At 58.7% G+C, this 24,889-nt stretch carries 24 protein-coding genes; 22 read left to right on the top strand and 2 right to left on the bottom strand.

The features are described from left to right. Positions 1-3 precede the first annotated feature (3 nt). The gene (locus HGP13_RS27395) at positions 4-789 is read left to right on the top strand and encodes a DUF1499 domain-containing protein (protein ID WP_172231289.1); all 786 of its coding nucleotides are present in this window, start codon (positions 4-6) and stop codon (positions 787-789) included. Positions 790-860: 71 nt separating this feature from the next. On the opposite strand, the gene HGP13_RS27390 is transcribed toward HGP13_RS27395, so the two are convergent. After that, positions 861-1,874: a LacI family DNA-binding transcriptional regulator gene (locus HGP13_RS27390; protein ID WP_246707140.1), complete on the bottom strand. Its 1,014-nt coding sequence runs from the start codon at positions 1,872-1,874 to the stop codon at positions 861-863. A 198-nt stretch (positions 1,875-2,072) separates the two neighbouring features. Between HGP13_RS27390 and HGP13_RS27385 the strand changes: the two genes are divergently transcribed. The 5 genes from HGP13_RS27385 to HGP13_RS27365 all read left to right on the top strand — a co-directional run bounded on the left by HGP13_RS27385 (position 2,073) and on the right by HGP13_RS27365 (position 6,812). Then, on the top strand, positions 2,073-3,116 hold the full coding sequence (locus tag HGP13_RS27385) for an ABC transporter substrate-binding protein (RefSeq protein WP_172231286.1): 1,044 nt from the start codon (positions 2,073-2,075) through the stop codon (positions 3,114-3,116). Between the two features lie 37 nt (positions 3,117-3,153). Next, on the top strand, positions 3,154-4,191 hold the full coding sequence (locus tag HGP13_RS27380) for an ABC transporter ATP-binding protein (RefSeq protein WP_172231283.1): 1,038 nt from the start codon (positions 3,154-3,156) through the stop codon (positions 4,189-4,191). Further along, positions 4,188-5,093, top strand: coding sequence for an ABC transporter permease (locus tag HGP13_RS27375; protein WP_246707139.1), 906 nt, complete (start codon positions 4,188-4,190; stop codon positions 5,091-5,093). The genes HGP13_RS27380 and HGP13_RS27375 overlap by 4 nt, the downstream gene beginning before the upstream one ends. Next, positions 5,086-5,877, top strand: coding sequence for an ABC transporter permease (locus HGP13_RS27370; protein ID WP_172231280.1), 792 nt, complete (start codon positions 5,086-5,088; stop codon positions 5,875-5,877). Before HGP13_RS27375 ends, HGP13_RS27370 begins: the two co-directional genes overlap by 8 nt. 146 nt (positions 5,878-6,023) lie before the next feature. Continuing rightward, entirely contained in the window at positions 6,024-6,812 is a 789-nt protein-coding gene (locus HGP13_RS27365) for a 5'-methylthioadenosine phosphorylase (protein ID WP_246707472.1), read from the top strand. A gap of 36 nt (positions 6,813-6,848) precedes the next feature. On the opposite strand, the gene HGP13_RS27360 is transcribed toward HGP13_RS27365, so the two are convergent. Continuing rightward, complete coding sequence (locus tag HGP13_RS27360) at positions 6,849-7,757, bottom strand: MBL fold metallo-hydrolase (protein WP_172231274.1); 909 nt, start codon at positions 7,755-7,757, stop codon at positions 6,849-6,851. 115 nt (positions 7,758-7,872) lie between these two features. Between HGP13_RS27360 and HGP13_RS27355 the strand changes: the two genes are divergently transcribed. From HGP13_RS27355 to HGP13_RS27285, 16 genes are all read left to right on the top strand, one after another. Continuing rightward, positions 7,873-8,463: a biotin transporter BioY gene (locus HGP13_RS27355; protein ID WP_172231271.1), complete on the top strand. Its 591-nt coding sequence runs from the start codon at positions 7,873-7,875 to the stop codon at positions 8,461-8,463. A 64-nt stretch (positions 8,464-8,527) separates the two neighbouring features. Beyond that, a complete protein-coding gene (locus HGP13_RS27350) occupies positions 8,528-9,562 on the top strand; it encodes an NAD-dependent epimerase (protein WP_172231268.1) in 1,035 nt (344 codons plus the stop codon). A gap of 81 nt (positions 9,563-9,643) precedes the next feature. Then, positions 9,644-10,525, top strand: coding sequence for a glucose-1-phosphate thymidylyltransferase RfbA (gene rfbA, locus HGP13_RS27345; protein WP_172231265.1), 882 nt, complete (start codon positions 9,644-9,646; stop codon positions 10,523-10,525). 3 nt (positions 10,526-10,528) lie between these two features. Beyond that, positions 10,529-11,080, top strand: coding sequence for a dTDP-4-dehydrorhamnose 3,5-epimerase (gene rfbC, locus HGP13_RS27340; protein ID WP_172231262.1), 552 nt, complete (start codon positions 10,529-10,531; stop codon positions 11,078-11,080). Between the two features lie 13 nt (positions 11,081-11,093). Next, a complete protein-coding gene (gene rfbB, locus HGP13_RS27335; RefSeq protein WP_172231259.1) occupies positions 11,094-12,164 on the top strand; it encodes a dTDP-glucose 4,6-dehydratase in 1,071 nt (356 codons plus the stop codon). Beyond that, complete coding sequence (rfbD, locus tag HGP13_RS27330; protein WP_172231256.1) at positions 12,161-13,042, top strand: dTDP-4-dehydrorhamnose reductase; 882 nt, start codon at positions 12,161-12,163, stop codon at positions 13,040-13,042. The genes rfbB and rfbD overlap by 4 nt, the downstream gene beginning before the upstream one ends. Beyond that, positions 12,979-13,446 carry a sugar phosphate nucleotidyltransferase gene (locus HGP13_RS38800; protein WP_348647094.1) on the top strand — a complete coding sequence of 156 codons (468 nt, stop codon included), beginning with the start codon at positions 12,979-12,981 and terminating at the stop codon, positions 13,444-13,446. Before rfbD ends, HGP13_RS38800 begins: the two co-directional genes overlap by 64 nt. After that, entirely contained in the window at positions 13,443-14,867 is a 1,425-nt protein-coding gene (locus HGP13_RS27325; protein WP_172231253.1) for a phosphomannomutase, read from the top strand. Before HGP13_RS38800 ends, HGP13_RS27325 begins: the two co-directional genes overlap by 4 nt. A gap of 3 nt (positions 14,868-14,870) precedes the next feature. Then, positions 14,871-16,286, top strand: coding sequence for a mannose-1-phosphate guanylyltransferase/mannose-6-phosphate isomerase (locus HGP13_RS27320; RefSeq protein WP_210266325.1), 1,416 nt, complete (start codon positions 14,871-14,873; stop codon positions 16,284-16,286). 18 nt (positions 16,287-16,304) lie between these two features. Then, positions 16,305-17,399, top strand: a complete 1,095-nt coding sequence (gene gmd / locus HGP13_RS27315; RefSeq protein WP_172231250.1) for a GDP-mannose 4,6-dehydratase — start codon at positions 16,305-16,307, stop codon at positions 17,397-17,399. A 1-nt stretch (position 17,400) separates the two neighbouring features. Beyond that, positions 17,401-18,489 (top strand): DegT/DnrJ/EryC1/StrS family aminotransferase, encoded by a 1,089-nt coding sequence (locus HGP13_RS27310; protein WP_172231247.1) that lies wholly within the window; start codon positions 17,401-17,403, stop codon positions 18,487-18,489. 110 nt (positions 18,490-18,599) lie between these two features. Beyond that, complete coding sequence (locus tag HGP13_RS27305; RefSeq protein ID WP_172231244.1) at positions 18,600-19,325, top strand: ABC transporter permease; 726 nt, start codon at positions 18,600-18,602, stop codon at positions 19,323-19,325. Beyond that, positions 19,322-20,068 carry an ABC transporter ATP-binding protein gene (locus tag HGP13_RS27300; protein ID WP_172231241.1) on the top strand — a complete coding sequence of 249 codons (747 nt, stop codon included), beginning with the start codon at positions 19,322-19,324 and terminating at the stop codon, positions 20,066-20,068. The genes HGP13_RS27305 and HGP13_RS27300 overlap by 4 nt, the downstream gene beginning before the upstream one ends. Before the next feature lie 37 nt (positions 20,069-20,105). Beyond that, a complete protein-coding gene (locus HGP13_RS27295; RefSeq protein WP_172231238.1) occupies positions 20,106-20,873 on the top strand; it encodes a sulfotransferase family 2 domain-containing protein in 768 nt (255 codons plus the stop codon). Positions 20,874-21,013: 140 nt separating this feature from the next. Beyond that, positions 21,014-23,269, top strand: a complete 2,256-nt coding sequence (locus HGP13_RS27290; protein ID WP_246707138.1) for a glycosyltransferase — start codon at positions 21,014-21,016, stop codon at positions 23,267-23,269. Continuing rightward, on the top strand, positions 23,266-24,888 hold the full coding sequence (locus tag HGP13_RS27285) for a glycosyltransferase (protein ID WP_172231232.1): 1,623 nt from the start codon (positions 23,266-23,268) through the stop codon (positions 24,886-24,888). Before HGP13_RS27290 ends, HGP13_RS27285 begins: the two co-directional genes overlap by 4 nt. The last annotated feature ends 1 nt before the right edge of the window (position 24,889 follow it).

Genomic DNA, 24,889 nt, shown 5'->3' with positions numbered 1-24,889 from the left:
ACAATGGTTAGCATTCCCGAACGGCGAACGTCGAAGGCTGCCGGCTGGTCGCGGCGCACCGCTGCATTCTCAGCGGTGCTTTTGCTGACCGACTTCGTCGGCCATCGCCTCGATTTCGTCGAAACGCCTGTGTTCCTGTGGGTGCTGGGCATTGTCGCGCTGCTGGCAGCGCTGGCGTTGCTGTTTGCCGCCTTTGCCTTTTCGAGGCTGTGGAAATTTGGTGACCGCGGTGGCCGCGACCTGACCGTCGGCGCCTTGCTGGCAGTGCTGGTGCTGGTTCCCTATGGCGTTGCCGCCTACTGGGCGACGATCTATCCGCCGCTCAGGGACATCTCGACCGATTTCGAAGATCCGCCTGCGCTCGACGTCAGCGACCGGACAAAGGACATGAATGTGCTTGTGCCATCCACACCGGGCGAACAGCGGCTGCAGACCGACAGCTATCCGCTAGTCACCGCGCGCAGCTACGACCTGCCATTCGAGACCATCGTCAACGCTGTCGAAACCGTGCTCGATCGGCGCAACTGGGAGCTTTCCGAACCCTATCCCGACCTCGCCGGGCAAAGCGACGTCACGATCACCGCTGTCGCCAGGGGCTTCGTGCTCGGCCTTCCGGCCGATGTCGCGATCCGCGTGACGGACGATGGCGATACGGTCATCGTCGACATGCGTTCGGCTTCGCGTTACGGCCGCTACGACCTTGGCGACAATGCCGCGCGCGTCACCGATTTCCTGGCGGAACTCGATCAGGAAGTCGCAGGCCAGGTCGGGGCGGCGCCAGCCGAGTGAAGTCCAGAACATGTTGCAGCCAGGCGGATTTGCGCAGTGCCGCACAAATGTGGCTTCAGTCTGCGAGCGGACTACTCGGACGGCTCGAACCTGCCTTGCAGCAAGATTGTCGCGACCGGACCAAGCGGATTGGCGATCCGGCTCTCGAGGACCTCGATAAGTTTGTGCCCGACATCTGCCATGTCCACGGAATGAACACCGATGTTCGCCGGCAGGAAACGCGCCAGACGCGTATTGTCACGGGTGACGATGTGAACGTCGCGGCCCGGCACCAGACCCCGTCTGCCGAGAGCGTGCAACGCGCCCAGAAGGCCCAGTTCGTTGGCGCATGCCAAGCCCGTCGGAGGATCTGACGACGCCAGCAGGCGATCGAACCAGGCCGCGCTCGATTCCATTGTGAACGTGCCGTCGCCGATCAGCGATTGGTCGATCTGGATACCGGCCTCGGCCATCGCCCTTGTATAGCCGGCGAGACGCGTGGCGCTCGCCTGATCCTTCTGCACGAGAAGTTGTAGAGCGATGCGTCGACAGCCCTTGTCCATGAGCCGCCGGGTCGCCTCATAGGCGATCTGTTCATTGTCGATATCAACATAGGGATAGGCGATGTCCAGGTCGGTTCTTCCAAACGCGACGAACGGTATGCCCTGATCCAGCAGCAGCCTGACGCGCGGATCGCCCGAGACCATGCGCGTGATGATCAGACCGTCGGCGCTGCGCGCCTGAAGCAGGCGCTGCACGCTTTCGACGGCATCGTCGTCGGGCGTGGTGGAGTAGATGGACAGGCTATAACCCGCTTGTCGCGCGGCAAGCGTCATGCCTTCGATCAAAGGAAGCTTCGCCAGATCCGACAGGTAGTCGCGTGTTTCCATCGGCAGCACCGCCGTCAGCGTCAGGGTCTGTCCGGTTTTCAGCGCGCGGCCGTGATGGTTGGGGACATAGCCGACCCGCTTCGCCACCTCCTTGACGCGCGCCACGGTAGAGGGATGCACCTCCGGCCCGTCCTTCAACGCGCGTGATACCGTGGTCACCGAAAGGGAAAGTTCCGCCGCGATCTGTTTTAGATTGGCCATGTCGCCCGACTTCATTTGCGAAAGCGCCGGCTGATTTGCTTGGCATCGTAACGTTACCGGATTCGACCCGAGGGTCAAATCCGGGCTCGCCGAAACTGACCGAGTCCGCCTGAAAGCAGCTTGACTCTGAGGCATTTCGCGGTAATCGTAACGTTACGATTTCAAAAAAAGCCCACATAAGGCGATATTTCGACGAATCCTGGAGGAGAACACATGTCCCGGTTACTACGCATCTCGTTGGCGGCGATCGCGGTCTCGGCCGCCGTGCCCGTCTATGCCCAATCAGTCACCATCACGACCGCGGGCGGCGATTATGGCAAGGCCATGAAGGAGGCGATGTGGGCGCCCGCCGCAAAGGAACTTGGCTATGATGTTCGCGAGGAGACGCAGAGCGATGGCTTGGCCGCTTTGAAGATGCAGGTCACCGCGGGTGCGGTTACCACCGACATCATCCACCTCGGCTCGCCGGAAGGCGCGCAGGCAGCCGCCCAGTCGCTGTTGGAGCCGCTTGACTACAAGATCATCGATCCCAACTCCGTGCCGGCCGGCGCAAAGTCCGATTACTGCTATCCGTTCGACTCCTATGGCACGGTCATGTCGTGGAGCACCAAGACCTATGGCGAGAATCCGCCAAAGACCTGGGCGGAGTTCTGGGATGTTGCCAAATTCCCGGGCCGTCGCGCGCTGCGCGCCAATGCGCAGGACTTGATCGAGATCGCGCTTCTCGCCGACGGCGTGGCGCCGGCGGACGTCTATCCCACGCTCAGCACGCCCGAGGGCCTGGCGCGCGCCATCAAACGGCTTGAAGCGATCAAACCGAATGTCTCCGTATGGTGGAACTCCGGAGCGCAGTCGGCACAATTGCTGAAGGACGGCGAGGCGGATCTGGTCGTTACCTGGAATGGGCGAGCCCAGACAGTGAAGGCGGATGGCGGCTCGGTTGACTACACATTCAAAGGTTCCGTCATCGGCACGGACTGCCTTGGGGTGCCGAAGGGAGCGCCGAACAAGGAAGCGGCCATGAAGCTCATCGCGGCGATGACGCAGCCCGCACGGGTGGCGAAGCTGACCGACTTCATCGCCTATGGTCCGGTCAATCCTGCCGGCTATGAGGGTGGTCTCATCCCCGAAGATCGCCTGAAAACCCTGGCGACGGCGCCTGAAAACGCCGGCACCTCGGTGTTTTCGAACGCTGACTGGTGGGTCAAGAACGGCGAGGCCGCTCAAAAAGCTTTCGATGAAATGATGAGTCGCTGAGTCTATGGTGCATCAGTCCTAGACGTTCGAGCCCATCATGAAGTCGCTCCCGATCACCATCGACAGCGTGTCCAAGGCCTATGGGTCCTACGCCGCGCTGGACGATGTTTCGCTCGACATTCAGGCTGGCGAATTCCTCACTTTGCTGGGGCCGTCCGGATCGGGCAAGACCACTTTGCTCATGGCTCTGGCCGGTTTTGTCAGGCCCGATTCCGGCAATCTTCTGTTGGGGGATCGGGACATCACCCGCCTGACCCCCAACAAGCGCGACATCGGCATCGTATTCCAGAACTATGCCCTGTTTCCCCACATGAACGTCTTGGCGAATGTCGAGTACCCGTTGGCGCTGCGTAAGACGCCGAAAGCGGAGGCTCGGCAGCGGGCGCTTGACACCTTGGCCCGCGTGAAGCTGGAAGGTCTGTCGGGGCGCAACATTGCCGCGCTGTCCGGCGGGCAGCGCCAGCGGGTGGCGCTGGCGCGGGCGATCGTCTTCGAACCACGCGTGATGTTGATGGACGAGCCGCTGTCGGCGCTCGACAGGAACCTGCGCGAAACCATGCAGTACGAGATTAGGCGTCTGCATGATGATCTGGGGATAACCACGATCTATGTGACGCATGACCAGCGCGAGGCGCTGACCATGTCCGATCGGGTCGCGGTGATGAATTCCGGCCGCATTCAGCAGATCGATACGCCACAGCGGATTTATGATCGCCCATCGACCCGCTTCGTCGCGCAGTTCATGGGCGAGGCCAACATTCTGGCCCCGGGCTCGGTGCGCACAATCGACGGCGGCGATGCATCACACGAGACCCTGATGATCCGTGCGGAAAGCTTCCACCTGGATGCCAAGCTCGCCGGGTCAGACGCAGTGGCACTCGAAGGAATGCTGCGCGCCAAGGCGTTTCGCGGCGAGAACTGGCTTTTGACGCTGGCACCTGACGATAGGCAGAAGGTTCTTGTCTGCATTCCGTCGGCACTTGCCGGCGGCTGCGCCGAGCTTGCCACCGGTCAGCGGGTGACCGTGTATGCGTCGGCAGCGAAAGCTCACGCCATACCGGGAGCGATAGCGTGACCATCGCCGCCGATCCTGCGCTCGCCGCCGATCCTGCGCTCGCCGCCGATGCGCGAAGTGAGCGGCGGTTTTTCCTTGCGCTTTCGCTACCGGCGCTTCTCATCGTCGGACTGGCGGCGATACTGCCCATCCTCTGGATCATCCGGCAATCCTTCCTGACCACGGGGGGCGAATATACCGTCGGGAATTACGAGAAGGTGCTCTCGAGCGGGTTGACATGGTCGGCGCTCGTCACGACCCTCGAACTGTCCCTGGGCACGCTGGCGATCTGCATTCTTCTCGGCACCCCCCTGGCGCTCGCTCTGGCCAGCGCCAGACCAAGAGTCGCCAATTTGCTGATGGCCCTCGTCATGCTGCCATTGTGGACCTCCATTCTGGTGCGCACCTATGGCTGGCTGGTGCTGTTGCGGCGCGATGGCCTGATCAACGCGGCTTTGACGGGCTCGGGCCTGACAGGCGAGCCATTGCCGCTGGTCTACAACTTCACCGGAACGCTGATCGGCATGGTCCACTACATGCTGCCGCTCTTTTTGCTGCCTGTTTATGCCGCGATGCGCGATATCGACGCCAACCTTGTCCGCGCTTCGGCGAGCATGGGCGCCACGCTCGGGCAAACGATCCGCACCGTCATCCTGCCGCTTTCGACCGGCGGCATCTTTTCGGGCTCGTTGATCGTCTTCATCTATAGCATAGGGTTTTTCATCACGCCGGCGGTGCTGGGCGGCGGCAAGGTAAATCCTCTTTCCATCCGGATCGAGCGCACGCTGTCGACCTTTCAGGATTGGGGATCGGCGAGCGTCCTGGGTATTCTGCTCCTCGTTCTAATGGCGCTGATCGGTGTGATGTTCCTAGTGGCGCGGCGACTGGTGGCGCGCAACAAAGTCGGTGCGGCCCATGCTTGAAGCCTATCCGGACAACAGGCTGGCCCGCTTCCTCCTGTGGAGCTTTTGCGCGCTCGTATTGGCGTTCCTGATGCTGCCGACGCTGGTAGTCGTGCCGCTCTCCTTTTCAGCGTCCGATCTCCTCGAGTTTCCGCCGCGCGCATACTCGTTGCGGTGGTACGAGAATTTCTTCGGTTCGGCGACATGGATGGCCGGACTGAGGACGAGCCTGATCCTTGGGACGTTGACGGCGATGGTTGCGGTGCCCTTAGGGCTGCTGGCCTGCATCTCGATGAACCGGCTCGGCGGAAAGACCGCCTCAGCCATTCAAGGTGTTCTGCTCGCCCCCTCCATCGTGCCGGGAATCCTGCTTGCGATCGGCCTCTTCTTCGTGCTGGCGGCGCAAGGCCTGGTCGGAACGCTGTTCGGTGTCCTGGTCGGACATGTGGTGCTGGCCATTCCGGTGGCGTGCATTGTGCTGTTGCCTGCCGTGGCCCGCTTCGACTGGAACCAGGTCCAGGCGGCGCGCAGCCTTGGCGCGGACTGGGCGAGGGCCATCGGCGGAATAATCGTTCCGCAACTTAAAATCAGCCTGTTGTCGGCGACACTGATGGCCTTCCTGACGTCGCTCGACGAGTCCGTCATTTCGATCTTCGTCGCCAGTGGTCGCAACAGCACCCTGCCGAAGCTCATGTTCCTGTCGCTACGTGATCAGATCGATCCGACCATCGCGGCGATCTCGACATTGTGGACCGCCATCGTCGTGGTCGTCGTCCTGATCGTGACCCTTCGCCAAAAATCCTGACCGAGACTGGAAACATGCCTGCCCATCATCACGAAACCGCCGAACTGACGGATCAACCCACGGACATACCCCAGGTGGGGTTGGCGATCATCACCGGGTCGGCAAACTGGGGGCTTGCCTTTCCGGAAGATGTCCAGGTCGATGGCGTGCGCACCTTGCAGCGCGACATGAGTTTTGAAACGCCTTTCGGCCGCACCGACAACTGGAAGCTGCTCGAGTTCGATGCGTCGATTACCGCCGAAGGCAAAACGAAACGCGCCTTGTGCATGTATTCGCACGGCAATCCGCGCGACCATATCGACCATTCCTGCCATCGCCGCGCGTTCTGGGTGTTGATGCGCGCGGGTGTCCGGCAGGTCCTGTCCTGCTCGACCATTGGCGCCGTCAACAAGGCCATCAAGCCCGGGGACATGGTGGTGAACGCCGATATCATCGAACTGACGCAGACACCGTTTTCGCTGCTTCCTGGCCGCCAGAGCTTCGACTGCTCGGGCAAGCAGATCGTATGTCCAAGATGCGCGGCGGTTCTGGTCCAAACCGCCCGCCGTCATTGGCCAGCCGAATGCCGTGTTCATGGCATCGAACAGCAGTTGGTCGCCGCCCACTGTTACGGGCCGCGGCTGACGACCCCGGCTGAGGCCCTGGCGTTCCGCAGCATGGGGGCGGATGTGCTCAACCATTCGATCGCCCCTGAAGCCACCTTGTCGCGAGAGATCGGCGCGTGTTTCGTGCCTTGCGCGTTCGTGACGGCAGGCTTCAACGACTATATGGACCGCAATCGCCAGCAATTGCTGCAGGAAGACGTGATGCCGAACCTGTCCATGACAGCCTCGCGGGTCGCGCTGGAAACCGCCGCACGACTCCCGGCCAATCCGGAATGCTCTTGCCACGGTTTGAAGTCGCCTCAACCAGAAGAACGGTCCAGCCGGTTCTGAGGGAAGGGCAGTGCAAGGTCGTGGCGAGGTCTTGGATTAGCCAGCCGGCATGAAAATGCCGTCGATGGCGGGGGCGGCGTCCGTCGACACCATGCCGCGTGCCACCAGGTCCTCGAGATGCGCAAGCACCGACAGTCCGGCGGCGCCATGCAGCCGGGGATCGGTGTCGCGATAGATTGCCCTGACCATCTCGGGAATGGTCCGGTCGCCGGATCTGACCCGCTCCAATATGGCCCGTTCGCGCATCTTGCGATGCGTCTTCAACCCGCGCATGAAAGCGCGTGGCTTCGTCACCGGCCCGCCATGGCCAGGCAGCAGCAGGCTATCGTCGCGCGCGATGAGCCTGTCCAGCGATGCCATGTAATCGGCCATTGCCCCGTCCGGCGGCGCGACAATGGATGTCGCCCACGCCATGACGTGATCAGCCGAAAACAGGATGCCGGTTCCTTCCAGGGCGAACACCGCATGATTGGCGGTATGGCCGGGTGTCAGAACCGCGCGGATCGCCCAGCCGTCGCCGTCGACCAACACATTGTCCGGCAGCGCGATGTCGGGAACGAAAGCGGTGTCGGCGCTGGCGTCGAGCGCATTGGTCTCGCCGATATGCAATGGCCTTGCAGGTCGGTGCGGCCCCTCCGCCATCACCAAGGCGCCGGTGCGCTCTTTCAGCCGGGCCGCCAGCGGCGAATGGTCACGATGCGTGTGGCTGACGAAGATATGGCTGACCGGCCTGCCAGCGATCACGTCGAGCAAGGTTTGAAGATGCGACTCGTCTTCCGGCCCGGGATCGATCACCGCCAGCGTGTCGCGCCCGACGACATAGCTGTTGGTGCCATGAAAAGTGAAGGGGCTGGGATTTCGGACAGTGACGCGTTGTACGTCCGGTGCCACGTTCACGCCCCGGCCGTAGTGCGGTTCGAAGCTGGTATCGAATTTCAGAGCCATATCGGCACATTGTTCCCGGAACGGCAAAACCGATTGCCGCATAGCACGCAAGCCAATATAGGAAAATGCTGAGACCGTGATTATCGGATCGCGACACATCGGATTGGGGAAGACCATGGCAACTGCAACGACGATGCGCCCGCTTGTTTTTCTGGCTTTGCCGCAAGAAGGCGCGGCGCGACTGGCAACACAGCTTTTGCTGGCGATCGCCGGAACGCTGCTTTTGACCCTGTCGGCCAAGACCAAGGTTGTGCTGGGCCCCGTCGACATCTCTATGCAGACGCTCGCCGTTTTGCTGATCGCCGCCGCCTTCGGCATGCGCCTCGGCGTCGCCACGCTGCTGCTCTACATGGCTGAAGGCGCCATGGGCTTCCCGGTCTTCCAGGGTACCCCGGAAAAGGGCGTCGGCATTGCCTACATGCTCGGCTCGACCGGCGGCTACCTCGCTGGCTTTGTGGTCATGGCGGCGATTGTCGGTTGGGCTGCCGATCGCGGCTGGGACCGCCACCCGATCAAGCTTTTCAACGCGATGCTGGTTGCCGAAGTGGTGATGATGGCGATGGGCTTTGCCTGGCTAGCGCTGCTCATCGGCCCGGAAAAGTCCTGGCAGTTCGGCGTCGTGCCGTTCATCGTCGGCGACCTGATCAAGGTTGCACTGGCGGCAAGCCTTGTACCGGCCGTGTGGTCGCTGCTGAAGCGCTCCTGAGGTCTGTCGGAAGCTTGGCATGCCATAGACGTCAGGGCTCCATTCCCGAGGACGGGCGCTTCTGATGAAGGTTCTGGTCACCGGCGCCGCCGGCTTCATAGGCTATCACGTCGCCAGGCGGCTCCTGGAACGTGGCGACGAGGTTGTCGGCATCGACAGCGTCAACGATTACTACGATCCCGCGATCAAGCAGGCGCGGCTGCGGCTGCTGGCCGAGGCGAGCCGCGGCACCAATGCCGGCTATCATTTCATCCACGGCAATCTTGCTGACAGACAGATCGTGGACGGCTGCTTTGCCGACCACGCCTTCGACCGGGTGATCCATCTCGCCGCCCAGGCAGGGGTGCGCTACAGCCTGGAAAACCCGCGCGCCTATGTCGAAAGCAACATCGTCGCTTTCACCAACATGCTGGAGGCCTGTCGCAGCGGCGGCATAGCACACCTCACCTATGCCAGCACCTCGAGTGTCTACGGCGCAAACACCGACATGCCGTTCTCAGAGCACCGCCCGGCCGACCATCCGCTGCAATTCTACGCCGCGACCAAGCGCGCCAACGAATTGATGGCGCACAGCTACAGCCATCTGTTCGGCCTGCCGACCACCGGGCTGCGGTTCTTCACCGTGTACGGTCCCTGGGGGCGTCCCGACATGGCGCTGTTCCTGTTCACCAGGAGTATCCTGGCCGGTGAGCCGATCAAGCTGTTCAACAATGGCAACCACACGCGCGACTTCACCTATGTCGATGACATCGCCGAAGGCGTGATCCGAACCAGCGACAGCCCTGCCGCCGGCAACCCTGCCTGGGATTCCGGCCATCCGGATCCGGCAACGAGCAGTGCCCCCTGGCGCATCTTCAACATCGGCAACAACAATCCGGTGAAGCTGACCGCCTATGTCGAGGCGCTGGAAAACGCGCTTGGCCGCAAGGCCATCATCGAGTTCTTGCCGCTGCAGCCCGGCGACGTGCCGGACACCTTCGCCGACACCTCGGCTCTCCAAGCGGCGGTCGGCTATCGCCCCGGTACGTCGGTGGCTGACGGGGTAGGGCGGTTCGTCGAGTGGTACCAGGCGTATTTTGGTAACGACTCTAGGATATAAGCGGGCGCTGGCAGCAGCTTTTCAGGTGTCATATGGCTACCGCTGCTGCCGAGGGGATTTGGGCATGTCAGGGAGAGCTTCTTGAAAGGAATTATCCTTGCGGGAGGTAGTGGAACGCGCCTTTATCCGCTGACATTGGCAGTCTCTAAACAAATTCTTCCGGTATACGACAAGCCGATGATCTACTATCCGCTGAGCGTACTGATGCTTGCGGAAATTCGCGAGATCCTGGTTATTTCGACGCCGCGAGATCTGCCTGTCTTTCGTGATCTACTCGGCGACGGCTCGGATTTTGGGCTGGAAATCTCCTATGCGGAGCAGCCGCAACCCAATGGGCTCGCGGAAGCTTTCATCATCGGCCGTGACTTCATCGGCAAGGACAGCGTGTCGATGATCCTGGGCGACAACATCTATTTTGGCGACGGGCTGTCGCAGCTTTGCCGCGCCGCCGCTGCGCGCGACACCGGCGCTTCGGTGTTCGCCTACCGCGTCGATGATCCTGAACGGTATGGCGTTGTGTCCTTCGACAAGGCCACCGGAACCGCGCTCACGATCGAGGAAAAGCCGCAAAAGCCGAAATCCAACTGGGCCGTCACGGGGCTGTATTTCTACGACAACGCCGTCGTCGACATCGCTTCGTCCATTAAACCTTCGGCCCGCGGCGAACTCGAGATCACGGCGGTCAACAACGCCTATCTCGATCGCGGCTTGCTGCATGTGCACCGGCTGGGGCGCGGCTATGCCTGGCTCGACACAGGGACCCATGACAGTCTGAACGACGCGTCTTCCTTCGTGCGAACGATTGAACACCGGCAAGGCATCAAGGTCGCTTGCCCTGAGGAGATCGCCTTCGAGCAGGGCTGGTTGACGGCAGACCAAGTGCTGGAACGGGCAACCCGGTTGGGCAAAAATGAATATGCCGCCTATCTGCGCCGGCGCGTCGCCGATCTGTCGGAGGGCTGAGCGTTGGAGATCAGGTCCCTCGGCCTCGAAGGCGTGCTGGAAATCGTCCCAAAGCGGCATGGCGATGCACGCGGCTTCTTCATGGAGACATACAATGCCGAGCGCTTTGCGCATGCCGGGATAAAATTGCATTTCATCCAGGACAACCATTCCTATTCCGCGGCGGCGGGCGTCTTGCGCGGGCTGCATTATCAACTTGCGCCCCGCACCCAGGACAAGTTGCTGCGTGTGATCCGCGGCCGGATTCTGGATGTTTGTGTCGACATCCGCCGCAGCTCGAAGACCTTTGGAAAATGGATCGCTCACGAGATTTCGGCCGAAAAGGGCAACCAGATTCTGGTGCCAAGGGGCTTTGCACATGGCTTTGTGACGCTCGTGCCCGACACCGAGGTCCTCTACAAGGTCACCGACACCTATTCGCCCGACCATGAGCGCTCGATCCGTTTCGATGATCCCGCCATCGGCATCAAGTGGCCGTCCATCGCTGGCGGGTTCCAGCTTTCGGACAAGGACCTCAAGGCGCCGCTGCTTGCTGCCGCAGAGGTGTTTGCCTGATGGGGATAGCGGCATGAACTTTCTGGTGACGGGCGGTGCCGGCTTCATCGGTTCGGCGGTGTGCCGGCATCTGTGCGCCAATCCGGCTTACCGGGTGACCAATCTCGACAAGCTGACCTATGCCGGCAACCTGGCTTCGCTGCGGCCGATCGAAAACGCGCATAATTACAGCTTCGTCCATGCCGATATCTGCGACGAGAGGGCGGTGCTCGATCTCCTGCGCCGTGACAATATCGACATCGTCATGAACCTTGCTGCCGAGAGCCATGTCGACCGTTCGATCGACGGACCCGGCGCCTTCATCGAGACCAACATCGTCGGCACCTACCGGATACTCAATGCGGCACTTGAATACTGGCGCGGCCTTGCCGACGACCGGAAAAGCCGCTTCCGTTTCCATCATGTCTCGACCGACGAGGTGTTCGGCGATCTGCCTTTCGATGGCGGTATGTTCGTCGAGGAGACGCCTTACGCGCCGTCCTCGCCCTATTCCGCCTCGAAGGCGGCCTCGGACCATCTGGTGCGGGCCTGGCACGAGACCTATGGCCTGCCGGTCGTGCTCTCCAATTGTTCGAACAATTACGGCCCCTATCATTTTCCCGAAAAACTGATCCCGCTCGTCATTCTCAACGCGCTCGACGAAAAACCGCTGCCGGTCTACGGCGCCGGCGCCAATGTGCGCGACTGGCTGTTCGTCGAGGATCATGCGCGGGCCCTGGAACTCGTCGCCACCAAGGGCACGCCCGGCGAGAGCTACAATGTCGGCGGCAATTCGGAACGGACGAACCTCGCCGTCGTCGAGACGATCTGCGACCTGCTCGATGTCAGGCGTCCCCGGGCCGGGGGCAAGCGCTACCGCGACCTGATCTCCTTCGTCACCGATCGCCCCGGCCACGACCGTCGCTACGCCATCGATGCCTCCAAGATCGGCCGCGAACTCGGCTGGGCGCCGAGGGAGAATTTCGACAGCGGCCTGGCCAGAACCGTGGACTGGTTCCTCGACAACAAATGGTGGTGGGGGCCGATCCGCGAGCAGCGCTACGCCGGTGAAAGACTGGGCGAAGCGCGCAAGGCTGGCGCGTGAGGCTCGTCGTCATCGGACGCGACGGTCAGGTCGCGGCAAGCCTGCTGCAGGCCGGCCAAGCGCGCACCGGCGTGGAGGTCGTCGCCATCGGCCGTCCGGAACTCGACCTGGCAAGACCCGCGACCGTCATCGACGCCATCGCGGCGGGCAAGCCGGATATCGTCGTCTCGGCCGCCGCTTACACCGCCGTGGATCAGGCCGAGGATGAGCCTGATCTGGCTTTCGCGGTCAACGCGACCGGCGCCGGCAAGGTGGCGCAGGCCGCCGCGCGCCTTGGCGTTCCGATCATCCATCTCTCGACCGACTATGTCTTCAACGGCAGCGCTTCCCACGCCTATGTCGAAACCGACGCAACGGCACCGCTTGGCGTCTACGGAGCCTCCAAGCTCGCCGGCGAGCAGGAGGTGGCCGCTGCCGGCCCGCGCCACCTGATCCTGCGAACCGCATGGGTCTACAGCCCGTTCGGCAAGAATTTCGTCAAAACCATGCTGCGGCTGGCCGCCGACCGCGACGAGATTTCGGTGGTGGCCGATCAGTGCGGCAATCCCACCTCGGCGCTCGATATCGCCGACGCCATCCTGCATGCGGCGACGATGCTGCATGACGACAAGAGTGGTGCGTTCGGTACCTATCATCTGGCCGGCACGGGTGAGACCAACTGGAGCGGCTTTGCCCGTCATGTCCTGGACACCAGCCAAGCGTCTGGCGGTCCTTCGGCGCAGGTGCGGGATATCGCCACCAAGGACTATCCGACCAAGGCGAGGCGTCCCGCCAATTCGCGCCTGTCGAGCGCGAAATTCGCGGCCGTATTCGGATGGAGCGCGCCGGAATGGCGAGAATCCACCGTGCGGGTCGTGCACCGCATCCTGGATCGCTGAAACTCGGTAGGCTTGCTGCGTGGCCTTTCACGGCGAGATCGACTGACCCCCGCAGCGTGTTGAAATCGAACCCGGTCCCGCGTCCGAGATTGACAAGCCATTGCGTGAAACCTAAGCACGGGCAACTCGGGTGTCAGGCGGGGGCTTGGCAATTCACGGAGAGCTTCTTGAAAGGGATCATCCTTGCTGGAGGCAATGAGACCCGGCTGTACCCAATAATATTAGCGGTCTCTAAGCAAAAACTGCCATCTATGAAGATCAGGTCGCTGGCTTTGATCTATAGCGACGCGCCGTCTGACGTTCACGCTCGCCAGCCTTCATGCCGTCGCAGGCTGCGGCAGGTGAGGGGCCTTGCCGAAATTTATACCGGGGCAGCATTCCCGGAAAAAGGTAGCAATCAGTGACTTTGAAGTTCGGCACCAGCGGGCTGCGCGGTCTCGTCAGCGAGCTTATGGGGCCACCGGCGCGCACCTATACGATTGCCTTCGCACGCATGCTTATGGGGCGTGGTGCGTTGAGCGAGGGCGACAAGATCCTTGTTGGGCGCGACCTTCGCTCTTCCAGTCCCGAGATTGCGGGGATTGTCCATGCTGCAATCGCCGAAGCCGGTTTGGTGCCGGTCGATTGCGGAGCCTTGCCCACGCCAGCACTCGCACTTTATGCAGCGGGCAAAGCTCCGGCGATCATGGTGACCGGCAGTCATATTCCCGACGACAGGAATGGGCTTAAATTCTACCGGGCGGACGGCGAGATCGACAAGCGCGATGAGCTTGAAATTGTGGCAATCCACGCAGGCTTGCAGATAGCCGACCGATCACAGCCATCCGTTGAACCCGTACAACTGGGCTCCGAACCGTCCGCAGGCTACAGGGATCATTTTCTTGGCTTCTTTCAAAGGGGTAGCCTGTCTGGTGTCCGTGTCGGGGTCTACCAGCATTCGTCCGTAGCGAGGGACATCATTGTCGATATCCTTCGTGCGTTGGGAGCCGAGGCGGTGCCCCTCGGCAGATCCACGCATTTCATTCCGGTGGATACCGAAGCGCTGAGGCAAGAGGATTTATCGCTTCTCAAAAACTGGTCGGCGGCGGAGCCGTTCGATGCCATCGTGTCCGCTGATGGCGATGGCGACCGGCCGCTTGTGGCGGATGCGCAGGGCAGTTTCGTGCGCGGCGACCTGATCGGCGCGATCACGGCGCGTTTTCTTGATGCCGACTGCATCGTTACGCCGGTCAGTTCCAATTCTGCCCTGGAGCGTTGCGGGCATTTCGCAACCGTGGTGCGCACACGCATAGGCTCGCCCTATGTCATCGAAGGGATCGGCACAGCCCTCGCTCAAGGGGCAAAATGCGTCGTTGGGTTCGAAGCAAATGGCGGCGTTCTTCTGGGGTCATCCGTCGAGAAGGATGGCCGCACGCTCGCGGCCTTGCGAACCCGGGATTCGCTGTTGCCAATTCTCTGTGCGCTGTCAACGATTGCTACGGCAGGTCGCCCGCTCGCCGAGATCGCCTCCGGTTTCGGATTCCTTGCTGCGGCAAGTGGCCGGCTGGAAGGCGTGTCGGCGGAAGATAGCGCGTCTTTCCTCAAAAGATTGGCGACGGATGCCGGTTATGCCGATACTCTTTTCGAGATTCTCGGCGGCGTCGCGAACATTGACAATCGCGATGGCGTGCGCGTCACCGCCCGTAACGGAGAGGTTGTTCACTTCCGTGCGTCAGGCAACGCGCCCGAATTGCGGTGCTACATCGAGGCAAAGACAGAATCCCGCGCAGACGAATTGCTCGCTTGGGGTCTTGACCTCAGCCGAACTCAAATCCTGGAAGGCTGACGTTTGACCAATATCGTTCCTGTCATCATAAGTGGCGGTGTCGGTTCCCGCCTCTGGCCTATTTCTCGTGCGTTGCACCCCAAGCCGTTCATTCCCTTGCCGGGAGGCGGGACCCTCATTCGCAGGACATACGCCCGCGCAGCCGGACTTGCAGGCGTTGATCAAATTGTGACGGTCACCAATCGCGATCTGCTGTTCCTGACGGCGGACGAGTATGCGGAGGTGGCGGCGCCAGGTGTAAGGAACACGTTCCTGCTGGAGCCTTTCGGCCGTGACACGGCAGCCGCGGTCGCGCTCGCTGCGTTGCAGGTCGCGCGCGATAATCCAGACGCGGTTCTGGTTGTGCTGCCTGCGGATCACCTGATCATGGACGAAGCCGGGTTTGGCGCGGCCGTGGCGAAGGCGGCGGCGATCGCGGCCACGGGACGGATCGTCACGTTTGGCATGAAGGCCGAGAGCCCTGAAACCGGGTTTGGCTATATCGAGGCCGAGGGAGATACGGTCCTTCGGTTCGTGGAAAAGCCGAATGCGGAACGAGCGGCCCAATTTATCGCCAGCGGTCGTTTTTTCTGGAATTCGGGCATGTTCTGTTTTGCGGCCCGCTCCATGATCGCCTCGATGCAGGAACTGTGTCCGGATGTGTTGTCCAATGCGCGCACGGCGCTCGAGGCGGCGAGGACAAGCGATGCCGTGGACTCGATCACTGTTGAGATAGACAAGGATGGTTTCGCGGCTGTTCCTGCTGTTTCCATCGACTATGCGGTCATGGAGAAAGCAAAGAACGTGGGTTTCGTGCCCTGCAGCTTCGATTGGTCCGACATCGGCTCATGGACCGTTCTGTCGAAGCTTGTTCCAGCCGACGACAATGGCAACCGCACGACCGGCGAGACAATGCTCCATGACACGACGAACTGCTACGTGCACAGCGAAGACCGGCTTGTCGGTCTTGTCGGTGTTTCGGATCTGTTGATCGTCGACACGCCGGATGCGCTTCTTATCGCCCACAAGGACAAGGCGCAGGAGGTCAAGGACCTCTACAACCGCCTCAAGGCGGAGGGGCATGAGGCGGCAACCGTGCATCGCACCGTGCATCGCCCATGGGGTACCTACACCGTCCTGGAGGAGGGGCCGCGCTTCAAGATCAAGCGGATCGAGGTGAAGCCGAACGCGCGCCTGAGCCTTCAGGCGCACCATCACCGCTCCGAGCACTGGGTGGTGGTGAGCGGGACCGCGAAGGTCGTCAATGGCCAGAGTGAAATCCTGCTGGCGACCAACCAGTCCACCTATATCCCCTGCGGCCACAAGCACCGCCTCGAAAATCCCGGCATTCTTCCGCTCGTCATGATCGAAGTGCAAAGCGGGGAATATCTGGGCGAAGACGATATCGTGCGGTTTGATGATGTTTACGGCCGCACGTAAGAGTGAAGGAACTTGAACTTGGCAGATAAAAAAATCGCGCTGATTACCGGGATCACCGGGCAAGATGGATCTTACCTTGCAGCATTACTAATTGAAAAAGGGTATTCTGTGCATGGTCTTAGAAGGCGTTCTTCGCTTTTCAATACAGACCGGATAGATCATCTATATCACGACCCGCACGACAGTGGCGCCGATCTGACGTTGCACCACGGGGACATGACTGATTCGTCCAGTCTGACTCGGATCGTTCAGATCGTTCAACCTGATGAGATCTACAATCTTGCGGCTCAGAGCCACGTCGCCGTCTCCTTTGAAGAGCCTGAATACACTGCGAACACAGATGGCCTGGGCACACTCCGCCTCCTTGAAGCGATCCGGATTTTGGGATTGGAGAAAAGGACCCGCTTCTACCAGGCATCAACGTCCGAGCTTTTCGGGTTGGTTCAGGAAGTCCCTCAGAGAGAGACGACACCATTTTATCCACGCTCGCCCTACGCCGTGGCCAAGCTTTATGCGCACTGGATAACGGTAAACTACAGGGAATCCTATGGCATCTATGCGTGCAACGGGATCCTGTTCAATCATGAGTCACCAATCCGTGGCGAAACATTCGTTACCCGGAAGATTACGCGGGCCATGGCGCGCATCAAGCTAGGTATGCAGGAAAGGCTGTATCTGGGAAATCTCAGCGCCTTGCGCGACTGGGGCCATGCGCGGGACTACGTCGAGATGCAGTGGTTGATGTTGCAACAAGACGTTGCTGAGGATTACGTCATCGCGTCTGGAGTACAGCATTCCGTTCGCGAATTTGTGACCCTTGCCGCGGCAGAACTTGGCATATCCATGCGCTGGGAGGGCGAAGGCGCGGACGAAAAGGGCTATGATGCATCAACAGGTGGTTGTATCGTCGCCGTGGATCCACGGTATTTCCGGTCGGCCGAAGTTGAGACTTTGCTCGGCGATCCCTCAAAAGCCCGACAGAAGCTCGGCTGGGAGCCGAAAACGACATTTGCCGAACTCGTCAAGGAAATGGTCGTGGAAGACCTGAAGGGGGCCGAACGGGAGGCCTTGTTGGTGAAAAGCGGATATCCGCAACCCAGCCGCAAGGAATGACATGGAACGGATCCCTGTTTATGAACCCTATTTGGCGGGCAACGTTTCTGCCTATGTGAACGAATGCCTGAAAACAGGTTGGATTTCGTCACGCGGCGAGTTCATCGCGAAATTCGAAGCAGCCTTTGCCGCCTTTACCGGCGCGGAAGGGGCCACGAGCGTAGCCAACGGCACGGTCGCGATCCATCTCGCGCTGGAGGCATTGGGGATCGGCCCAGGGGATGAGGTGATCGTTCCCAGCCTCACCTATGTCGCCTCTGTCAACACGATCCTGCAAACCGGCGCGAAACCCGTATTCGTCGATTCGATAGAAGCAACGCTACAGGTTGATCCGGCAGCGATTCGAAAGGCCATTACACCGCGAACTAAGGCTGTCATGGTGGTCCATCTCTATGGCCACCCCTGCGACATGGATTCCATAGTCGGGCTCTGTCGCGAGCACGACCTTCTGCTGGTCGAAGACTGCGCGGAGGCGTTCGGATCCCTTTTGAAGGGCCAACATGTCGGCACCTTTGGCGACGCCGCTACCTTCAGCTTTTTCGGCAACAAGACGATCACCACGGGTGAGGGCGGTATGGTCCTCATTCGCGATCCCGAAATCATGGCCCAATGCCGGCGGTTGAAAAGCCAGGGAGTTTCGCCCGAGCGTGAATATTGGCACGACATGCTGGCCTACAATTACCGCATGACGAACATCGAAGCCGCGATCGGTCTGGCGCAGATCGAGATTGCAGCAGAGATTATTGCCGCCAAACGCAAGGTGGCGGATGCCTATCGGGCTGGGTTGTCGGGCTTGCCGCTACGCACCCACGATGCGGTGGGAGATGTGACCCATTCCTACTGGATGTGTTCGGTAATTCTGGACCACCCAGAAGATAGGGATCGGCTTCGCACCCATCTTGGCGAACGGGGGATCGAAACGAGGCCTTTCTTCCCGCAAGTTCATCTCATGCCGCATTGTCGCACCGATGAAATCTTCCCTGTGGGAGCAGGCCTGAGTGCGCGAGGCATCAATCTTCCGAGTTATCCGGGGCTGACCCCCGCGCAGGTCGAATGGATTTGCGCGGCGGTTAGCTCTTTTTGGCGATAGAGGTGTTTGGTGATTTTGGACACTGGCGCGAATGGCCTCGAAATGTTGGGAATGACGTGACTTATCTAAAAGGCATCTGGGCAGCTCGGTATTTCTGGTGGCATCTTTCGATGTCCGACCTGCGCTCGCGCTGGCGACGGTCCTTCTTTGGGATTTTCTGGTCGATTCTGCAGCCTCTGGGGCTGACGCTGTTGCTGTCCTTTGTGTTCAGCCGGATCTTCAACACGCAGATCACGGAGTACGCGCCCTACATTCTTTCGGGAATGATCATGTGGGAATATGTCGTTAGTTCGGTGGTCGGCGGCTCCCTGGCCTTCGTCCAGGCGGATGCCTACATCAAGCAGACCAGGCACCCCTTAGCCATATACACCTTGCGTAATGCTTTAACTGGCCTCATCGTTTTCGCCATGGCGAGCACGGCTTTGGTTGCTTGGGTGCTCGTGGTCATGCCGCAGAATTTCGGCTGGTGCTGGCTTGCTGCATTGACGGCGTTTCCCATCCTGGGACTGATTGCGTGGCCATGGGCGACCATCATGGCCTATGTCGCAACCCGTTTTCGGGATCTGCCGCATGCCTTGGGCCTGATCCTGCAGGCAATGTGGTTTGTCTCCCCCATCTATTTTGAAGCGTCGACCTTTCGCAAAGGCGATCTGCATATGCTGGTGGATTACAATCCGATCTATCACCTGTTTCAGATCGTACGAGCGCCACTGCTGCGCGGCGAATGGCCAACTTCATCCAACTACATCTGGTCTATGGCTACGATCGTCGTCCTGACCGCGATAGCGGTGCTGGTGGGACAGCGCGCGGAGAAGAGAGTTATTTTCTACTTATGACCAACATCATCCGGCTCCAGAACGTCAATCTGCACTATGCCTCTGTGGCATTCAGGGAGAGGTCGCTTAAGTCTCTGCTCGCCGGCTGGTTGGCGCCCGGCAGAACCAGGCACGAGATCGTCGACATCCATGCCCTTAAGGACCTTAATGTCGAAATCAAGGAGGGCGAACGCGTTGGGGTGCTCGGCCATAATGGAGCGGGTAAAAGCTCGTTTCTCAAAATGGTGGCGGGGCTCTATCCGATTTCCTCGGGCAAACGCGACGTTCGCGGCACCGTCCGTTCGATGCTCGATCTCAGCCTCGGCTTTGAACCCGATGCCACCGGGCGCGAAAACATTCTCTATCGGGGCTTACTACTTGGCTTGTCGCCAAAGGCCATGCGCGAGATGGAAGCCGAGATCGTTGAATTCGCCGATATCGGCGAATTCATCGACTACCCGCTCAAAACCTATTCGGCAGGCATGCAGGTGCGTCTTGCTTTCGCTATCTCGACTGCGGTCAGCGGAGATATCCTGCTTCTGGATGAGGTGGTCGGAGCAGGCGACGCGCGCTTCATAGCGAAGGCACAGACCCGGATACTGGAACTGGTAGAGAAATCCGAGATCATGATCCTGGCCAGTCATGACCTGAGCAACCTAGAGAAGCTCTGCCACAGAGGCTTGGTTTTTAGCGGCGGTAAATTGATCCTCGACGCGCCGATTCATGAGGCGATTGAACACTATCGCCGGATTTCTGCACAATGAGGATCGGTCTGAGGCCTTCTGGTTCACGGGTTGAACGATGACGTGGTCAACCTTGCATCGCGGATTTTGGCGAAGGGAAAAGACGTCCAAAGGTGATCGGCCTTTTGATAGGCCGATTGTTTTCGTGCATATTCCTAAGACGGCTGGTACGTCTTTTTTCCGATACCTGGAAAGTAACATTCCGGCGGCGTGCATAGCCCCACCTTTTTTGGGCGATCTAAACAAAATTCAGATTTCTGATGCATCGAAAAAACTATTTTGGGGGCATTTTAGATTTATTGATATTTACAGGAAGCTTCCTGATGCGATGTATGTGACTTTTTTGCGAGATCCTCTAGCGCGCTCTTATTCACAATATAATTCTTGGCATGACCCTAGGAATTTTCCGAGTGACGACCCTTGGCGTAAGGTCATGACTCCTGATGAGATAGACGATGTAGAGTTTGCGCAGTCGGTCAATTTTGAGGAATTTGTTACATCACCGCGACAGCGATTTGTTGATCAACTCAAGGATGTACAGACCTACATGCTGTCCAGCGAAGAGCCTGGATCGCCGCAATTTCTTCGCTCTGCTAAAGAGAATCTTGGCAAATTAACGTTCTTCGGTCTCGTTGAGGAGTTCGATCGCTCTATTCAGAAACTGCAACAGCTAGTACCTGATTTTGGGCCCTATCGGCTATCCAGAGATCGCGAGAATCGAAGTCGAGAAGAAGAAATGTCGCTATCACGCAAAGGGAGAGAGCGGCTATTGGAAATGATACACAATGATTCCCATCTATACAGATACGCTGTTGGATTATTTTAAGATAATATAGGATTTTGTAGTTATTATGATCTTAGATAATTGTTTTATATGACTATATTTTGAATTAGTAGGAGTTTATTTAAACCGAAGTGTTCTGAGAAGAGGCATGAATTGTTATGGGTAGGATGAAGCCTCGGGTAATGTGGCTGTTGAACCACGGAGCAGCGCGCCGGTTCGAGATACCGATGCTCAAGGCGTGCGGCTTTGACGAGATTTTTCTTCCGAAGTCCTATCCTGCAGATCCGGGCTTTCGAAGCGCTTCCGTGGATTTTACCGAAGACCGGAATCTCACTGTGCCCGCTGAGGATTTGGCTATTCTCAATGCTGCGGATTGGTATGGCAATCCGGGGGTTGAAGCTTGGAAAATGGCCAATCGGCATTTCGATCTGCTTTTCTTCATATTGCACAAGGCAGATATGTTGAATGGCATTTCGAGGCATTTTCGAGGGGCCGCAATATGGCGCGCATACGGCTTGGAGATGACGAAGTCGTATTCGGCTGTTCGTCAGTTTTTCGGCGATGGAATGCGGAATATTGAAAATATCGGTGACCGTTTTTGGTTTGGAGAAGCATATGAAGGGTTGAGCGAGATAGAGGAAGAAAAAATAAAAAAGAAAAGAATTTATCTTCCATTGGGAATATACCCATATTTATCTAAAGATGAATGGAAGGGAAATGACAGTAGAGTCTTCTTTGTATGTCCAGATATAGGTTTCAATAATTATTATTTTGAAATATATCGGGAATTTAAGCGCAATTTTTCTGGTGTTCCCTACGTTATAGGGGGGAGTCAGCCAGTCGCGGTGAATGATCCTCATGTCCTCGGGTTCGTTCCTAGCGAAACGCATGAACGAAATATGCGAGAATTGCGTGTGATGTTTTATCACTCACGGGAACCGCGTCATGTTCATTACCACCCTTTTGAGGCTGTACGGGCTGGCATGCCACTGGTGTTCATGGCCGATGGTATGCTTGACAAGCTTGGGGGCAAGGACCTGCCTGGCCGCGCTCGAACAATCGTCGAAGCCAGAGAGAAGGTGCAGAGGCTGTTGGGAGGCGATATGCGCTTGGCGGCAGAAATCCGGGCAACTCAGGTGCGGTTGCTCGACGCGATGAAGCCAGAGCGGTTGCTCGACACATGGCGAATGAATCTCGCCCATATCGTTGATCGGCTGGAATCGAGCCAAGCTGCCGATGCCTTATCCTCCCCACCAAAGAAGCGGATTGGTGTTGTTGTGCCGGTCGGTTATCGGGGCGGCAGTCTTCGTGCTGCAAAGCTGTTGGCGCAGGCAATTTTCGAGGGGGCAGAGCAGGCTGGCGAAGCTGTGGATGTCGTTCTGGCCCATCTGGGGGAGCCAGGGTCCTATTCCGCGAAGGAATGGGCGGATGTTCCGCCCTCAATCAAGGTTCGGTCATTCCAATGGCGCACCTTGGACGCGACGGAAGCCTTACGCGCTATGCGCTATGCAGGGCATTCTGAATGGAAACCCAAGTTCAACAATTATCTCGTTATTGAAGATGGTATCAAGCAATTTTGCGACTGCGACCTGTGGGTCGTCATCTCTGATCGGCTTGTCTCTCCGTTACTCCCTCTGCGGCCCAGTGTGGTGATGGTGTTCGACTATTTGCAGCGCCACTACGACGTCACCACAATCGGAGAAATGACACTGCTTGCCAACAGAAACGCCGAGCATGTGCTGGTAACGACCGAATTTAGCCGTCAGGACGCATTGCAATATGCCGGAATACGGGCCGACAAAGTCACGAAGGTTCCGATGCTCGCGCCGGAGAAAGGAGATGCGGAGCGCCGGCCGCCAGGTGCCGAAAGTCATTACTTCTTGTGGACGACGAATTTGGGACCACACAAGAACCAACGCCGCGCGCTAGCAGCCCTGCAACTTTACTACGAAGTGTACAATGGTCGGCTTGACTGCCATGTCACGGGTGTAGGCAGTGACAATTTGACCAAGAGCGAACTGCCCAACCTGAGAGGTTTAGACCAAATAGTTGGCAGGAGCCCGATGCTCAGACGGAAAGTCAAATTTCTCGGCGAACTTTCGGAAGCTCTATATCGAAGGCAACTCTCAGCGGCAGCCTTCCTGTGGCATCCTGCCGAACTCGATAATGGCACTTTCAGCGTCATCGAGGCCGCGCATTTCGGAGTTCCGTCCCTGTCTAGCGACTATCCTGCGATGCGCGAGATTGACCACCAGTTCCAGTTGGGCCTGAGTTTCATGGATCAGGAAGATCCCGAAGATATGGCCAGGCGAATACATGAGATGGAGGTCTGCTTGGTTGAGCGGGAGCGTGCCGTGGCAAACGCCGAACAACTTAGTAGCCAGAGCGTCTCGCACTTGGCCCCCGCATACTGGAACGTGGTTCGCGAACTGCTATGAAAAAGTACGGAATTTTCATCGCCTATTCGCCAAACACCAGCCTTCTAAATGAAGGCCTTGGCCGCTATCTCACTGCGTTCCTCAAAGCTGCGACTGCAAGAGGCGATACCCATTTCTCCGTCTTGTGTCCGAGTTGGTCGCGGGACAGTCTCGCTCGGCTTTGCGCGGAGGGCGGCATTTCGCCCCAGTCTTTTACTTTATTAAGTCCCCATCGCCCGCCGCTACTGTACAGGCTTTATCAGTTTATGGAGCGATCAAAGCGCCCCAGGCAAGCGCGGCAACCGTTTCAGAAGTTGCACAATCGTGTCCGCCGTATAGCAGCCGATCATGCCAACTGGCTGAAAGATCATATTGCAAGCGCCCGAAGCGTGACCGGGTTGATTGCGCTGCTGGCATATGGATTTTTTCTAACCATCCCAATTGCAGTGGCAGTTCTTATATTCCGTTTTGTGCGGCTCTCCCGCAATGCAGCCTATCGTCAAGCCAGGTTGGCGCGGAGACGGTTAGCGCAGCTGGTGCGGCTCCCGGCTGCCATTTCCAGGTCAAGCATTGTCGCCCAACTGCATCAGAGCATGTTGGATAGAGAGGCAGCCGCGATGATCAAAATTGGAAACGCCGACAACAGTGTCGGCGCGTGGTACACACCCGCTGCGTTTTGGTCGATTGTAAACGAACTGGACGCCCCAGCTCTCGTATGTGTGCCTGATGTTGTTCTTACCGAATTCCCGATAGGATTTGCCTTGGTTGGGGGAGCGCCCGCGTTGCGCACTTATGAGTCGGTGGAGAAGACGATTTATTCGAGCAGGAATTTCGTGACTTACAGCGAGCATGTCAAACGTCAGACTCTGGTTCATAGGTTCGGTATCGATCCCAGCATAATCCATACGATCCGCCATGCGCCAAACGATCTCAGTAGCCGGATGACGGTGACCGGATTCCCGGACAACGACGCCACCAGTCGTGCCTATGCGGAAGGAGTCTTTCTAGGGGCAGTTCGAAAGTCTAATTACGGCAGTTATGCCGGCGCCTTCAATAACTCAAAAGTGAAATTTCTAGTGTATCCAAGCCAATTTCGGCCTTCCAAGAACTTAATGACTTTCTTGCGTGCTTATGAATGGCTTCTGCGGAAACGGCACATTGGCCACAAGCTGATCCTCACCGGCGAAGCTGAATACCCGGATGTCAAAGTTTTTCTCGAAGAGCGAAATATGCGCGAAGACGTTTTGTGCCTTCACGGTCTCAGTGAAACCGAACTTGCTGCCTGCTACAAACTCGCCGACCTCGCTGTAAACCCAAGCCTTTTCGAGGGCGGAATGCCATTCACGTTCACTGAGGCACTATCCGTAGGGACGCCGGTAGTGATGGGCGATATCGATGTGACGCGCGAGATCATTACCGATCCCGCGCTGCGTGCGGCGTCGCTGTTCGACCCTTATGACTGGCGTGCCATGGCCGCCAAGATTGAGTGGGCACTCGACAATCGAGAGGGCCTTTACGCTCAGCAGCGAAAATTCTATGACGATGTGCTGGCCAAACGGACATGGGACGATGTCGTCGCCGAACACGTCGCTATCCTCGATGAGATATCGGCGCAGCCAAGCCGACCGGCAGCGGTATGAT

Source organism: Mesorhizobium sp. NZP2077 (assembly GCF_013170805.1).
GTDB lineage: Bacteria > Pseudomonadota > Alphaproteobacteria > Rhizobiales > Rhizobiaceae > Mesorhizobium.
The sequence above is the reverse complement of the archived record's forward strand: the minus strand, read 5'-3'. Positions and strand labels throughout refer to the sequence as shown.

Coding starts and splice junctions, on each gene's coding strand:
- HGP13_RS27395 (WP_172231289.1), top strand. CDS start 4: ATGGTTAGCATTCCCGAACGGCGAACGTCGAAGGCTGCCGGCTGGTCG.
- HGP13_RS27390 (WP_246707140.1), bottom strand. CDS start 1,874: ATGAAGTCGGGCGACATGGCCAATCTAAAACAGATCGCGGCGGAACTT.
- HGP13_RS27385 (WP_172231286.1), top strand. CDS start 2,073: ATGTCCCGGTTACTACGCATCTCGTTGGCGGCGATCGCGGTCTCGGCC.
- HGP13_RS27380 (WP_172231283.1), top strand. CDS start 3,154: ATGAAGTCGCTCCCGATCACCATCGACAGCGTGTCCAAGGCCTATGGG.
- HGP13_RS27370 (WP_172231280.1), top strand. CDS start 5,086: ATGCTTGAAGCCTATCCGGACAACAGGCTGGCCCGCTTCCTCCTGTGG.
- HGP13_RS27360 (WP_172231274.1), bottom strand. CDS start 7,757: ATGGCTCTGAAATTCGATACCAGCTTCGAACCGCACTACGGCCGGGGC.
- HGP13_RS27355 (WP_172231271.1), top strand. CDS start 7,873: ATGGCAACTGCAACGACGATGCGCCCGCTTGTTTTTCTGGCTTTGCCG.
- HGP13_RS27350 (WP_172231268.1), top strand. CDS start 8,528: ATGAAGGTTCTGGTCACCGGCGCCGCCGGCTTCATAGGCTATCACGTC.
- rfbB (WP_172231259.1), top strand. CDS start 11,094: ATGAACTTTCTGGTGACGGGCGGTGCCGGCTTCATCGGTTCGGCGGTG.
- HGP13_RS38800 (WP_348647094.1), top strand. CDS start 12,979: ATGGAGCGCGCCGGAATGGCGAGAATCCACCGTGCGGGTCGTGCACCG.
- HGP13_RS27310 (WP_172231247.1), top strand. CDS start 17,401: ATGGAACGGATCCCTGTTTATGAACCCTATTTGGCGGGCAACGTTTCT.
- HGP13_RS27305 (WP_172231244.1), top strand. CDS start 18,600: ATGTCCGACCTGCGCTCGCGCTGGCGACGGTCCTTCTTTGGGATTTTC.
- HGP13_RS27300 (WP_172231241.1), top strand. CDS start 19,322: ATGACCAACATCATCCGGCTCCAGAACGTCAATCTGCACTATGCCTCT.
- HGP13_RS27295 (WP_172231238.1), top strand. CDS start 20,106: ATGACGTGGTCAACCTTGCATCGCGGATTTTGGCGAAGGGAAAAGACG.
- HGP13_RS27290 (WP_246707138.1), top strand. CDS start 21,014: ATGTGGCTGTTGAACCACGGAGCAGCGCGCCGGTTCGAGATACCGATG.
- HGP13_RS27285 (WP_172231232.1), top strand. CDS start 23,266: ATGAAAAAGTACGGAATTTTCATCGCCTATTCGCCAAACACCAGCCTT.